Raw genomic sequence first — 12,199 nt, 5'->3', positions numbered from 1 at the left:
GAACTACGCGAGGCCCGCGTCCGACGTGGACGGACCCGCCGCCTGCACGTCGTCGATGCGGTACTTGCGGGCCGCCTCGACGACCTTGTCCTGGCCGACCTCGCCGCGCTTGGCCAGTGCGGCCAGGGTGGCGACGACGACGGACTCCGCGTCCACCAGGAAGTGGCGGCGGGCGGCCGGGCGGGTGTCGGAGAAGCCGAAGCCGTCCGTGCCCAGGGTCGTCATGTCGGTCGGGACGTACGGGCGGATCAGGTCCGGGATCGCCGACGCCCAGTCGGAGACGGCGATGACCGGGCCCTGGACGTTCTGCAGCGCCTGCGTCACGTACGGCACGCGCGGCTCGGCGTCCGGGTGCAGCAGGTTGTGGCGGTCGGTGTCGACGGCGTCGCGGCGCAGCTCCGAGTACGACGTGGCGGACCACACGTCGGCGGAGACGCCCCACTCGTCGGCCAGCAGCTGCTGGGCCTTGAGAGCCCACGGGAGGCCGACGCCGGAGCCGAGGATCTGCGCACGCGGACCACCGGTCTGCGGGCCGTCCTGGTACTTGTAGAGGCCCCGCAGGAGGCCTTCCACGTCCAGGTTCTCCGGCTCGGCCGGCTGGACGTACGGCTCGTTGTAGACCGTCATGTAGTAGAAGACGTTCTCGGCGTTCTCGCCGTACATCCTCCGCAGACCGTCCTTGACGATGTGCGCCACCTCGAACGACCACGCCGGGTCGTACGCGATCACGGCCGGGTTCGTGTGCGCCAGCAGCAGCGAGTGGCCGTCGGCGTGCTGCAGGCCCTCACCGGTCAGCGTGGTGCGGCCCGCGGTGGCACCGAGCACGAAGCCGCGCGCCATCTGGTCCGCCGCCGCCCACAGGCCGTCGCCCGTGCGCTGGAAGCCGAACATCGAGTAGAAGATGTAGATCGGGATCATCGGCTCGCCCTGCGTCGCGTAGGACGTGCCGACCGCCGTGAACGACGCCGTGGAACCCGCCTCGTTGATGCCCTCGTGCAGGATCTGGCCCTGCTCGGACTCCTTGTAGGCGAGCATCAGGTTGGCGTCCACCGAGGTGTACGCCTGCCCGTTCGGGTTGTAGATCTTCTGCGTCGGGAACATGGAGTCCATGCCGAACGTGCGCGCCTCGTCCGGGATGATCGGGACGATGCGCGGGCCGATCTCCGGGTCCTTCGCGAGGTCGCGGACGAGCCGGACGAACGCCATCGTCGTGGCGACCTCCTGCTTGCCGGAACCGCGGCGGATGCCCTCGTAGACCTTGTCGCCCGGCAGCACGAGAGCCTTGGACTTCGTGCGGCGCTCCGGTACGAAACCACCCAGCTGACGGCGGCGCTCCAGCATGTACTGGATCTCCGGCGAGTCCTGGCCGGGGTGGTAGTACGGCGGCAGGTACGGGTCCTTCTCGAGCACCTCGTCGGAGATCGGGATGCGCAGGCTGTCCCGGAAGCCCTTGAGGTCGTCGAGGGTCATCTTCTTCATCTGGTGCGTCGCGTTGCGCGCCGCGAAGTGCTTGCCGAGCGAGTAGCCCTTGATCGTCTTGGCGAGGATGACGGTCGGCTGGCCGACGGTCTCGGTGGCCGCCTTGTACGCCGCGTAGACCTTGCGGTAGTCGTGGCCGCCGCGCTTGAGGTTCCACACCTCGTCGTCGCTCATGGCCTCGACGAGCGCCTTCGTCCGCGGGTCGCGGCCGAAGAAGTGCTCCTTGATGTACGCGCCGTCGTTCGCCTTGTAGGTCTGGTAGTCACCGTCGGGCGTGGCGTTCATCAGGTTGACCAGCGCGCCGTCGCGGTCGGCGTGCAGCAGCGCGTCCCACTCGCGGCCCCAGACGACCTTGATGACGTTCCAGCCGGCACCCCGGAAGAACGACTCCAGCTCCTGGATGATCTTGCCGTTGCCGCGCACCGGGCCGTCGAGGCGCTGCAGGTTGCAGTTGACGACGAACGTGAGGTTGTCGAGCTGCTCGTTCGCGGCGAGCTGCAGCAGACCGCGCGACTCCGGCTCGTCCATCTCACCGTCGCCGAGGAACGCCCACACGTGCTGGTCGGTGGTGTCCTTGAAGCCGCGGTCGCGCAGGTAGCGGTTGAACCGCGCCTGGTAGATCGCGTTCATCGGGCCGATGCCCATGGACACCGTGGGGAACTCCCAGAAGTCCGGCATCAGGCGCGGGTGCGGGTACGACGGCAAGCCGCCACCCGGACCGGCGTGCGAGTACTCCTGGCGGAAGCCGTCGAGCTGGTGCTCGGACAGGCGGCCCTCCAGGAACGCGCGGGCGTAGACACCGGGGGAGGCGTGGCCCTGGATGAAGACCTGGTCACCGCCACCGGGGTGGTTCTTGCCGCGGAAGAAGTGGTTGAAGCCGACCTCGTAGAGCGACGCGCTGGACGCGTACGTCGAGATGTGGCCACCGACACCCACGCCCGGCCGCTGCGCGCGGTGCACCGTCATCGCGGCGTTCCACCGGATCCAGGCGCGGTAGCGGCGCTCCACCTCCTCGTCACCGGGGAACCACGGCTCCCGCTCGGTGGGGATGGTGTTGACGTAGTCCGTGCTGGTCAGCGCGGGCATGCCGACGTGGTTCTCACGTGCACGCTCCAGCAGCCGCAGCATCAGGTAACGGGCGCGCTGCTGGCCACCGCCCTTGAGCACCTCGTCGAACGACTCAAGCCACTCGGACGTCTCTTCGGGGTCGATGTCCGGCAGGTGTGCGGCCAGACCGTCACGAATGACACGCACCCGCTCGGGGCCGGTGTTCTGCGGGCTCAAGGTGTCTCCTCGGCTTCGTTGGCGGTACCTCGCGATGGCCCGGAAACCGTGCCACGCGCTCCTATCGTTGTCCTTGCGCGACGACTTCGTCACCGCTACTGATCGGTAGTTCTGGATCGTGTCGCTCACGCGCGCGCGATAAGAGGTATGTAGAGCGTGCCTCATGCCAGTCTAGGGATCTTCACAGGGGTCCCTGTTACGGCGTGTCACGTGGTCAACAGTTGCGCCGGAGGTAGCTGACAGTGTTCGCTAGCGCGAGTAACGGACTCTGGCGGCAGTCTTAGGGCTGTCGCTCTTGCGTAGTTGGAGGAGTGAAAACCGTGGTCGCCGCGGAAGACGCCGGCAAGATCGGCGTCGCCGAGAAGCTCGGGATCGAACCGGGCATGGTCGTCCAAGAGCTCGGCTGGGACGAGGATGTCGACGACAACCTTCGTGCCGCCGTCGAGGAGCAGATCGGAGGCGACCTCCTCGACGAGGACGCCGACGAGACGGTGAGCGTCGTCCTGCTCTGGTGGCGAGAGGACGACGGCGACCTGGTCGACGCTCTGCTCGAGGCCACCGGAGTGCTCGCCGAGGACGGCGTGATCTGGGTTCTCACCCCGAAGACCGGCCGCCCGGGCCACGTGGAGCCCTCGGACATCGCCGAGGCCGTGCCCACCGCGGGCCTGTCGCAGACGTCGAACATCAGCGTGGCCGACGACTGGGCCGGCACGCGCCTGGTGTGGCCGAAATCCGCCAAGGCCAAGCGCTGACACCAGCCGGGCTGACATAGGGTTGATCCACGGGCGTCGTGTTCCGCCCGTGGGTTCGTCTTGGTCAACCGGAGGGGTTTCATGGCGGTCGAGGTCGGTTCGGAAGCTCCGGACTTCACGCTCAACGACTACAACAAGCAGCCTGTGACGTTGTCGTCGTTCCGCGGCTCGAAGAACGTGCTCCTGGTCTTCTACCCGTTCGCGTTCAGCGGCATCTGCAACGGCGAGCTCTGCCAGCTGCGCGACGAACTCGCGACCTACGAGGACGAGGACGTCCAGGTGCTCGGTGTGTCGGTCGACACCCCGTTCACCCTGAAGGCGTGGGCGAACCAGGAGGGCTACCAGTTCCCGCTGCTGTCCGACTTCTGGCCGCACGGCGCCGTCGCCCAGGCCTACGGCGTGTTCAACGAGACCGCGGGCATGGCGCTGCGGGGCACGTTCCTGATCGACGTCTCCGGTGTCGTCCGGTTCGCGGAGGTCAACGCGCCCGGCGAGGCCCGCGATCAGGAAGCCTGGAAGAAGGCCGTAGCCTCTCTCAAGGCATGATGTAGCTGTACCCCTGCGCTCTCGGGTGCAGGGTCGGGGCGTGTAGCTCAGCGGAAGAGCACTCGGTTTACACCCGAGCGGTCGCAGGTTCGATCCCTGTCGCGCCCATTCCGCTCTGGGCGAGGTGTGTCGACGGAAAGCGTCGACCACCTCGCTCCATCGTGTTTTCTGGGGGTGCAACCCCCAGACCCCGCCCGGCGGGCTCCGCCCCCGGACCCCCGGTTCGGCCTCGCTTCGCTCGGCCGCCCAGGTGTTGTGTCGCTGGCATCGGTGTGGTGGTGGCGTCAGCTGTCGAGGACGTGCGCGAGGAGCATGGTGGCCGGGCCGAAGCCGGCTCGCTGGTAGAAGCGCACTGAGCGTTCGCTGGGGGAGAGGACGATGCGGGCGCAGTTGCGGGTGCGTGCGTACGTGACGGCCGTGTCGAGCAGGGCGGTCCCGATGCCGCGGTTGCGGTGGGCGGCGAGTACGAACGCGTTGCCTAGGTAAGCCCATCGGCTGGCCGGCCGGCCCGGTTTGGGCATGCGTTCGAACAGGGCGAGGTTCATCATGCCGATGGCGTTGGCGTCGAGTTCGGCCACGAACGCCGCCCGGCGTGGTGCTTCTGCCGTGTACCACTGGGCGAAGCACTCCTCGAAGTCGTCGTCTTCCAGCGGATGTCCTGCCTGTTCTTCCGACCACGCCCGCCGCAGTGTTGCCAGCGCGGTGGTGTCGTGGTCACCGGCCGGTCGTATCGACACGGTGTGCGGGGGCGTCATGGCTCGATCCTCCTGGGATGTTCCTCGTTGTGTTTGTGGGCCACTTCTGGGGTCGGCGGCGCCGGCCAGCACTGGACGAGGTAGTGCTCGAACGGTTCGTCGGCCGTCATGTCGACCGCGGTGTCACGGCCGCGGGCGTGGACGCGGATGCGGTAGTGGCCCACGCCTTGCGGTGTGAGAACCGGCATGTCCTGCGGGCCGTCGCTGCCCAGGCCACAGGCGATCACGCGGCCTTCGGTGGTGGCCTCCAGGCTGACCTCGACGACCTCCTCCCAGGAGTCGAGATCTAGCGCTGGCGCCTCGTGGTGGACCTCGCCTCGGAGGCGGACCTTGCCCGTGTGGATTCCCGTTCGGACGAAGGCGATGCCGGGTGCGACCGCGACCAGACCGTTGGTGTCCGCAGGGGGAACGCAACGGAAGGCACCGACGTCCGACAGCAGGAAGGTGTGGTACTCGGCGTGCACCACTCCCTCACCTGATTCGACTGGCTGGCTCATGGCTGAGCTGCCCTCCCAGGAGTGCGGTGGTCACACCGCGTGACGGCGGGTACACGGTCAGGGCCTGGAGCGGGTCGTGCTCGTGCCGTATTTTGTACGCGTTTGTCGGGGACGTTTGGGCCCGCCTCCTCCGAAGGACGACTGACTGGTGAAGCGCAAGGGCAAGGCCTCCGGGCCCGTCTCGGCCACTGTCACGCAGGAGCAGGTCAAGCTGCTGGCGCTGGTGGAGCAGGGTGGTGTGCACCGCGGGGCCACGAGCTGGTACCTGGAGCACCGGCCCGCCAAGCAGTGGGACGCCGAGGACCTGGAGGTTCTGCAGCAGCGCCGGTGGATCACGTGGGTGCGGCCCGATCGGGCCATGGAGCACGGCATGGCGGCTCCTGTCGACATCACGCCGGAGGGGCGGGCGGCGTTGCAGCACCACCTTCCCGGCTGGGTGCTGGGGCGCAAGGCCATTGCCGCGCCGCCGCCTCGGATGCCCGCGGTGGAGACGATCAAGGTGCTCGACGCGCTCCAGTGAGCGGAACCGTCGGTTGACCCTCGGGAAAGTCCGGGTAGAAACGGTAGTGGGACCGAGGGGGGCGAAGCCATGCCGAATCTGCTGACCGGTGGCGGCTTGCGTGCGCGTGAGCATCATCGGATCGAGGACGCCGCGCGAGCAGCAGGGCCGGTCCACGACGCCGTGCGGCCTGACGGGGTTCGGCTCAAGGTTGTCACGGTTGGGCTTGAGCTCACCCGCAGGCTGCTGGCGGACCGGCGCCTCTCGAAGGACAGCGAGGCGCTGGAGAGGGAGTTCCGGCGTCAGCTCGCCGAGTCGGGCAGCAGTCAGACCGATTCCGGCGGGCTGTTCGGGCCGAGCATGCTCAACAGCGACAACCCGAAGCACGCCCGGTTGCGCGCGCTCGCGGTCAAGGCGTTCAACGCCGAGGCGGTCGCGCGGCTCGCGCCTCGGCTTGAGGAGATCACGAAAGAGCTGATCGACGGGCTGCCGGTCGGCGTGGAGATCGACCTCGTCGACGCGCTGGCCGTGCCGATGCCGTTGCGGGTCATCGGTGAGGTCCTCGGCGTGCCGGAGGAGGACCGCGCCGAGGTCCGCGCGTTGATCGAGACGATGTTGTCGATGGACCCGGACGTGTCGCTGCCCGCGAGCAACGCGCTCGGTGGCTACTTCCACGGTCTGCTCACGGGTGGTGGGCTCGACGAGACGTCGCTGTTCGGTGCGTTGGTCGCGGCCGACGACAACGGGGACCATCTGAGCCACGACGAACTCATGGCGATGGCGTTTCTTCTGGTGATTGCGGGCCACGAGACCACGGCTGCCCTCATTACGAACGTCGTGCACGACGCGTTGGACAACGAACTGTGGGAGAAGGCCGCCGCGGACCCGGACCTCGTGCCGGCGCTCATCGAGGAGACGCTGCGGCACAACTCGCCGGTCCGCAGCGCCACGCACCGCATCACGACCGAGCCGGTGGAGATCGATGGCGTCGAGGTGCCCGCGAACACCCTGCTGTTGATCAACCTCGGTTCCGCTGGGCGCTGTCCGGTTGCGCACGAGGACGCTGCCGAGTACCGGATCGACCGGGCCGCGACGGGGCACGTGGCGTTCGGGCACGGGCCGCACTTCTGCCTCGGGAGCGGGCTCGCCCGGCTGGAGACGGAGATCGTGCTGCGCGAGCTCGTCTCCCGGTTCCCGCGCACGACCTGTTCGGGCGACGAACAACCCGTCGTGACGGACAACGACATCATGGCCAGCTCCAGAACCCTTCCCGTGGTGCTGCGGCGCTGACCTGCAGGGTGGGTCCACACAGGACGGGTCCACAGGCGACCGCTCGCACGGCCGGCGGCTCGGATGGATCAAGGTCGGCGACCCGGCGCCGGATCCGGGTGACGGCCGAGTGGAGCAGCGCCGCTCGTTCTCCGCGGCACCACGCGCGACAGGGCGTGAGAGCGTTCAGCGGGGGATTAGGGGATCAACCCCAATGCGTCTGACCAGGGCTATCCCCGAGTCCATTTGAGACGTAACTTTTGTTTCATGTCAGTGCGCACGTTCGCCGTCGTGGTCGGTCTCGCGTTCTTGCTCGGCGGGGGTGCGATCCTGTTCGTGATGCTCGCCGTCGAGGCGCCCAGCGGGACGCTCGTGCCGTGCGGCAACGGGCTGGGGCTCGGTTTCGACGAACCCGCGGCCTCCGCGGTCAGTCCGGCCTATGTGGACATCTGCGCCGATTTGAGGCATCGCCGGCTGCTCTGGGCGTTGCCCGTGATCGGGGTGGGTGCACTACTGCTGATCGGCTCTTTGGTCGCTCCGCGCAACGCTACTCGTCGGTAAGGTCGCGGCATGACGTGGATGGTCTACGGCGCCAACGGCTACACCGGACGCCTCATCGCGGAGCTCGCGGTCAAGCGCGGGGAACGGCCGATCCTGGCGGGGCGTTCCGCGGAGAAGGTCGCGCCGGTCGCGGCCGCCCTGGGGCTGGAGCACCGGGCGTTCGACCTGAGCCGGGCCAGTGCTCAGCTGGAGGACGTCGAGGCCGTCGTGCACTGTGCCGGTCCGTTCTCGCACACCTCGGCCGCGATGGTCGACGCCTGCTTGAAGACGCGCACGCACTATTTGGACATCACGGGTGAGATCGACGTCTTCGAGGCCGTCGGCCAGCGGGACATCGACGCGCGCAAGGCCGGCATCGTGCTGTTGCCCGGCGCCGGGTTCGATGTCGTTCCGACGGACTGTCTCGCCGCGATGTTGTCCAACGCCCTGCCCACCGCCACGCACCTCGACCTCGCGTTCGCCGTCGGGGGAGGGGCGAGCGCCGGCACGGCGAAGACGTCGGTCGAGGCTTCCGCGGTCGGTGGCCGGGTCCGCGAGGGCGGCGAGCTGAAGAGCGTCCGCATCGGACATCGCCGCCGCACCGCCCGCTTCCGCTCCGGGCCGCGTGAGGTGGGCAGCATTCCGTGGGGCGACGTGTCGACCGCCTACCGTTCGACCGGCATCCCGAACATCACGACGTTCACGATCGTGCCCGGCGTGATCGGGCAGCTGCAGCAGGTGTTCGCGCCCGTCCTGCAGGCGTCGCTCGTGCAGAACGTCGCGAAGAGCTTCGCCGGCAAGGTCAAGGGACCCGACGAGCGCAAGCGCGCCAACACCCGTGCCGAGGTGTTCGGCGAGGCGTGGGACGGCCAGACCAGGGTCGAGTGCGCGCTCACCACCCCGAACGCCTACAGCCTCACCGCCGACTCCGTGCTGCGCGCCATCGGCAAGATCAACGGTGTCGCGCCCGGCTCGCACACCCCGTCCACCGCGTTCGGTGCCGGCTTCGTGCGCGAGCTCGACGGTGTCGTCGCCGGTGAGATCCGCGTCAGTTAGTAAACATAGGTTTATAGAAAAACCAAGAAAACCGCATACTCAAGCGATCTCGCGCCCGATGTAGTACACATACGTGTATGACTTCTGGGGTGCGTGTCCGTCCTGTGCTCGCCGAACCCGAGGCCGGAGCAGAGACCGACCCGCCGGTGCCGTTGCGCCGGATCGCCGCGCTGTTCCGGCCGCACCGCGCCGCGCTCGCCGGGTTGTTCGCCCTGCTGGTGGTGCAGGCGGGGCTGGGGGTCGTCGCGCCGTTCCTGCTGCGCGCGATCCTCGACGACGCGCTGCCCCGGCGGGATCCGGTCCTGGTCAGCCTGCTGGCCGCCGGGATGATCGTGAGCTCGGTCGGCAGCGCCTCGCTCGGTGTCGCGACGATCGGGCTGTCGAACACCATCGGTCAGAGGGTGATGAACGACCTGAGGGTGTCGGTGTACGGCAGGTTGCAGCGGATGTCGCTCGCGTTCTTCACCCGGACGAAGAGCGGCGAGGTGCTGTCGCGGGTGTTCAACGACATCGGCGGCGTCGACAACGTGATCACCACGACGGCCGGGTCGATCGTGCAGAACGCGACCACCGCGGCCGCCATCGCGACCGCGATCCTGATCCTCGACTGGCAGCTGGCGCTGCTGTGCCTGGTGCTGGTGCCGTTGTTCCTGCTGTTCACGCTGCGGCTGGGCAAGAAGCGCCGGTCGCTCGCCCGCGGCCGCACGCACCGGATGGCCCGGCTGACGACGCTGGTCGAGGAGTCGCTCTCGGTCAGCGGCGTGCTGCTGGCGAAGACGATGGGCAACGAGAAGGCGATGCGGGAGAGGTTCGGCGCCGAGTCGCGGGAGATCGCCGCGCTGGAACGGGGTGCCGCGCTGGCCGGGCGGTGGCAGACCGCGTCCAGGGCGATGAGCCTCACCGTGATCCCCGCGCTGGTGTACTGGGCTGCCGGCCTGCTGCTGACCGGTGGGGCCGCGCCGATCTCGCTGGGCACCGTGGTCGCGTTCACGAGCATGATGAACCGGCTGGTCGCGCCGGCCACCGCGATGCAGTCGGTGGGACAGAACGTGGCCACGTCGAAGGCGTTGTTCGCGCGCATCTTCGAGGTGCTGGACCTGCCGGTGGAGATCGAGGAACGGCCTGGCGCGAAGGTGCTGGAGGTGCGTGGCGGCGCGGTGTCGTTGCAGCAGATGTCGTTCCGCTACGACGACGACGGTCCGTGGACGTTGCGGCACGTCGACCTCGACGTGCCGGCGGGCACCACGACGGCGCTGGTCGGCTCGACCGGTTCGGGCAAGACGACGCTCGCCTACCTGGTGGCCCGCCTGTACGAGGTGACGGAGGGCCGGATCCGCATCGACGGCACGGACATCCGCGACGTGACGCTCGCCTCGCTCGCGGCGGGCGTCGGCATGGTGTCGCAGGAGACCTACCTGTTCCACGACACGGTCCGGGAGAACCTGAGGTTCGCCAAACCCGACGCCACCGACGCCGAACTGGAGGCCGCGGCACGGGCCGCGCACATCCACGACACCATCGCGCGGCTCCCGGACGGCTACGACACCGTCGTCGGGCAGCGCGGGCACCGCTTCTCCGGAGGCGAGAAGCAGCGCATCGCCATCGCCCGCGTCCTGCTGCGCAACCCACCGGTGCTCATCCTCGACGAGGCGACCAGCGCGCTCGACACCCGCACCGAACGTGCCGTGCAGACGGAGCTGGACCGCCTGGCGAAAGGCAGGACGACGCTGACGATCGCGCACCGGCTGTCCACTGTGGAACACGCCGACCAGATCGTGGTGCTGCACGAAGGACGGCTCGTCGAACGCGGCACGCATGAGGAGCTGTTGGCGCTCAACGGCCGCTACGCGCGTCTCGTGAACGGGGACGACCACTAATCTGACGCCATGGCCGACGCAGCACCCGTCCAGACCGACGCCGAACTGGCGCACCTCGCGCGGGTGGTCAGGGAAGGCGTCGGACGGCTGAACTGGCGGATGCGGGCCGAGTCCGACGGCGACAGCCCCGGTCCCGCCGTGCTGGCCGTGCTGAGCAGGCTGCTCCGCGCCGGCACGCACACCCCGAAGGAGCTGGCCGAGGCCGAGCGCATCCAGCCGCAGTCGCTGACCAGGATCCTCGCGACCCTGACCGAACGGGGGCTGGTCTCGCGCACCGCGGACCCGGCGGACGGGCGGCGGTACCTGATCGACATCACCCCGGCGGGCGTCGAGGTGCTGCGCAAGTACACCGGCAGCCGGGAACGCTGGCTGGCCGGTGCACTCGAACGCGCGCTGACGCCCACCGAACGGCAGTTGCTCGCACTGGCGGCGGAACTGCTGGTGCGAACCGCCGAAGCGTGATCAGCGGGGCGCGAGCAGGCTCGTGATCTCCTGAGACGCCGAGACCTTCAGCAGGTGCTGGAGGTTCTCCGGCAGGTCCTCGCCGCGCTTCTGCTTCGCCTCGGCGTACAGGCGGCCGGCGCGGTAGGAGGAGCGGACCAGCGGACCCGCCATGACACCGAGGAAACCGATCTTCTCGGCGGTCTCCTTGTGCTCGACGAACTCCTCGGGCTTCACCCAGCGCTCGACCGGGTGGTGCCGCGGCGACGGGCGCAGGTACTGGGTGATGGTGATGATGTCGCAGCCCGCGTCGTAGAGGTCGGCCAGCGCCTCGGTGACCTCGTCCGGGGTCTCGCCCATGCCGAGGATCAGGTTCGACTTGGTCACCAGGCCGAACTCGCGGGCCTTGGTGATCACGTCGAGCGAGCGCTCGTAGCGGAACGCCGGGCGGATGCGCTTGAAGATCCGCGGGACGGTCTCCAGGTTGTGCGCGAGCACCTCGGGGCGGGACTCGAACACCTCGGCGAGCTGCTCGGGGATCGCGTTGAAGTCCGGGATCAGCAGCTCGACGCCGGTGCCGGGGTTCATCTCGTGGATCTGGCGGACGGTCTCGGCGTACAGCCACGCGCCGCCGTCTTCGAGGTCGTCGCGGGCGACGCCCGTGACCGTGGAGTAGCGCAGGCCCATCGCCTGGACGGACTCGGCGACGCGGCGGGGCTCGTCGCGGTCGAGGTCGGCCGGCTTGCCCGTGTCGATCTGGCAGAAGTCGCAGCGCCGGGTGCACTGCTCGCCGCCGATCAGGAACGTGGCCTCGCGGTCTTCCCAGCACTCGTAGATGTTGGGACAGCCGGCCTCTTCGCAGACCGTGTGCAGGCCTTCGCGCTTGACCAGACCCTTGAGCTCCCGGTACTCGGGGCCCATCTTCGCCCGCGTCTTGATCCACGAGGGCTTCTTCTCGATCGGCGTCTGGCTGTTGCGGACCTCGAGCCGCAGCAGCTTCCGACCCTCAGGTACCACAGTCACCACCTCACCCTACGCTGCGCCCCCGCGTGTCCGGCGTCACGCACGTCCGACCGAGGGTAAGTGCCAGAACCGGGCTCTCGGTGGAGCGCGCGTTGTTCACGATCTGTTGTTCACGCAGGTCGCGTCGAGCATGAAGAACGACGTTGGGGTGAAGATGCTCGTGCCCGGAGGTGACGACCGG

At 68.7% G+C, this 12,199-nt stretch carries 12 protein-coding genes and 1 tRNA gene; 9 read left to right on the top strand and 4 right to left on the bottom strand.

Annotated features, from left to right (window positions below; translation table 11 throughout):
* Window positions 1-3 precede the first annotated feature (3 nt).
* Window positions 4-2,763 (bottom strand): pyruvate dehydrogenase (acetyl-transferring), homodimeric type, encoded by a 2,760-nt coding sequence (gene aceE / locus ACWEIJ_RS16650; protein ID WP_449838038.1) that lies wholly within the window; start codon window positions 2,761-2,763, stop codon window positions 4-6.
* 320 nt (window positions 2,764-3,083) lie between these two features.
* Between aceE and ACWEIJ_RS16645 the strand changes: the two genes are divergently transcribed.
* From ACWEIJ_RS16645 to ACWEIJ_RS16635, 3 genes are all read left to right on the top strand, one after another.
* Window positions 3,084-3,515, top strand: coding sequence for a DUF3052 domain-containing protein (locus ACWEIJ_RS16645; RefSeq protein WP_449838037.1), 432 nt, complete (start codon window positions 3,084-3,086; stop codon window positions 3,513-3,515).
* A gap of 81 nt (window positions 3,516-3,596) precedes the next feature.
* The gene (locus ACWEIJ_RS16640) at window positions 3,597-4,061 is read left to right on the top strand and encodes a peroxiredoxin (protein WP_449838036.1); all 465 of its coding nucleotides are present in this window, start codon (window positions 3,597-3,599) and stop codon (window positions 4,059-4,061) included.
* Window positions 4,062-4,097: 36 nt separating this feature from the next.
* Window positions 4,098-4,169, top strand: a tRNA-Val gene (locus ACWEIJ_RS16635).
* A 176-nt stretch (window positions 4,170-4,345) separates the two neighbouring features.
* Here the strand turns inward: ACWEIJ_RS16635 and ACWEIJ_RS16630 are convergent.
* Window positions 4,346-4,816 (bottom strand): N-acetyltransferase family protein, encoded by a 471-nt coding sequence (locus ACWEIJ_RS16630; protein ID WP_449838035.1) that lies wholly within the window; start codon window positions 4,814-4,816, stop codon window positions 4,346-4,348.
* Window positions 4,813-5,313, bottom strand: coding sequence for a hypothetical protein (locus ACWEIJ_RS16625; protein ID WP_449838034.1), 501 nt, complete (start codon window positions 5,311-5,313; stop codon window positions 4,813-4,815). Before ACWEIJ_RS16625 ends, ACWEIJ_RS16630 begins: the two co-directional genes overlap by 4 nt.
* Before the next feature lie 148 nt (window positions 5,314-5,461).
* Here ACWEIJ_RS16625 and ACWEIJ_RS16620 point away from each other — a divergent pair, with 148 nt between their 5' ends.
* From ACWEIJ_RS16620 to ACWEIJ_RS16595, 6 genes are all read left to right on the top strand, one after another.
* Window positions 5,462-5,833, top strand: a complete 372-nt coding sequence (locus ACWEIJ_RS16620) for a hypothetical protein (protein ID WP_449838033.1) — start codon at window positions 5,462-5,464, stop codon at window positions 5,831-5,833.
* 69 nt (window positions 5,834-5,902) lie between these two features.
* Window positions 5,903-7,102, top strand: coding sequence for a cytochrome P450 (locus ACWEIJ_RS16615; RefSeq protein WP_449838032.1), 1,200 nt, complete (start codon window positions 5,903-5,905; stop codon window positions 7,100-7,102).
* Window positions 7,103-7,348: 246 nt separating this feature from the next.
* Window positions 7,349-7,642, top strand: a complete 294-nt coding sequence (locus ACWEIJ_RS16610; protein WP_449838031.1) for a hypothetical protein — start codon at window positions 7,349-7,351, stop codon at window positions 7,640-7,642.
* Window positions 7,643-7,651: 9 nt separating this feature from the next.
* On the top strand, window positions 7,652-8,677 hold the full coding sequence (locus ACWEIJ_RS16605) for a saccharopine dehydrogenase family protein (RefSeq protein ID WP_449838030.1): 1,026 nt from the start codon (window positions 7,652-7,654) through the stop codon (window positions 8,675-8,677).
* An 89-nt stretch (window positions 8,678-8,766) separates the two neighbouring features.
* Window positions 8,767-10,554, top strand: coding sequence for an ABC transporter ATP-binding protein (locus ACWEIJ_RS16600; protein ID WP_449838029.1), 1,788 nt, complete (start codon window positions 8,767-8,769; stop codon window positions 10,552-10,554).
* A gap of 9 nt (window positions 10,555-10,563) precedes the next feature.
* On the top strand, window positions 10,564-11,016 hold the full coding sequence (locus ACWEIJ_RS16595) for a MarR family winged helix-turn-helix transcriptional regulator (protein WP_449838028.1): 453 nt from the start codon (window positions 10,564-10,566) through the stop codon (window positions 11,014-11,016).
* On the opposite strand, the gene lipA is transcribed toward ACWEIJ_RS16595, so the two are convergent.
* Window positions 11,017-12,018, bottom strand: a complete 1,002-nt coding sequence (lipA, locus tag ACWEIJ_RS16590) for a lipoyl synthase (protein ID WP_449838027.1) — start codon at window positions 12,016-12,018, stop codon at window positions 11,017-11,019.
* Window positions 12,019-12,199: the final 181 nt, after the last annotated feature.

It is taken from the genome of Lentzea sp. NPDC004789 (assembly GCF_053601075.1).
Note: the sequence above shows the minus strand (reverse complement) of the source record. Positions and strands in the feature narration are given on the sequence as shown.

Bases quoted from the DNA above. Each gene is read 5' to 3' on its own strand.
- ACWEIJ_RS16640 (WP_449838036.1), top strand. From the start codon at position 3,597: ATGGCGGTCGAGGTCGGTTCGGAAGCTCCGGACTTCACGCTCAACGAC.
- ACWEIJ_RS16630 (WP_449838035.1), bottom strand. From the start codon at position 4,816: ATGACGCCCCCGCACACCGTGTCGATACGACCGGCCGGTGACCACGAC.
- ACWEIJ_RS16610 (WP_449838031.1), top strand. From the start codon at position 7,349: ATGTCAGTGCGCACGTTCGCCGTCGTGGTCGGTCTCGCGTTCTTGCTC.
- ACWEIJ_RS16615 (WP_449838032.1), top strand. From the start codon at position 5,903: ATGCCGAATCTGCTGACCGGTGGCGGCTTGCGTGCGCGTGAGCATCAT.
- ACWEIJ_RS16625 (WP_449838034.1), bottom strand. From the start codon at position 5,313: ATGAGCCAGCCAGTCGAATCAGGTGAGGGAGTGGTGCACGCCGAGTAC.
- ACWEIJ_RS16595 (WP_449838028.1), top strand. From the start codon at position 10,564: ATGGCCGACGCAGCACCCGTCCAGACCGACGCCGAACTGGCGCACCTC.
- ACWEIJ_RS16605 (WP_449838030.1), top strand. From the start codon at position 7,652: ATGACGTGGATGGTCTACGGCGCCAACGGCTACACCGGACGCCTCATC.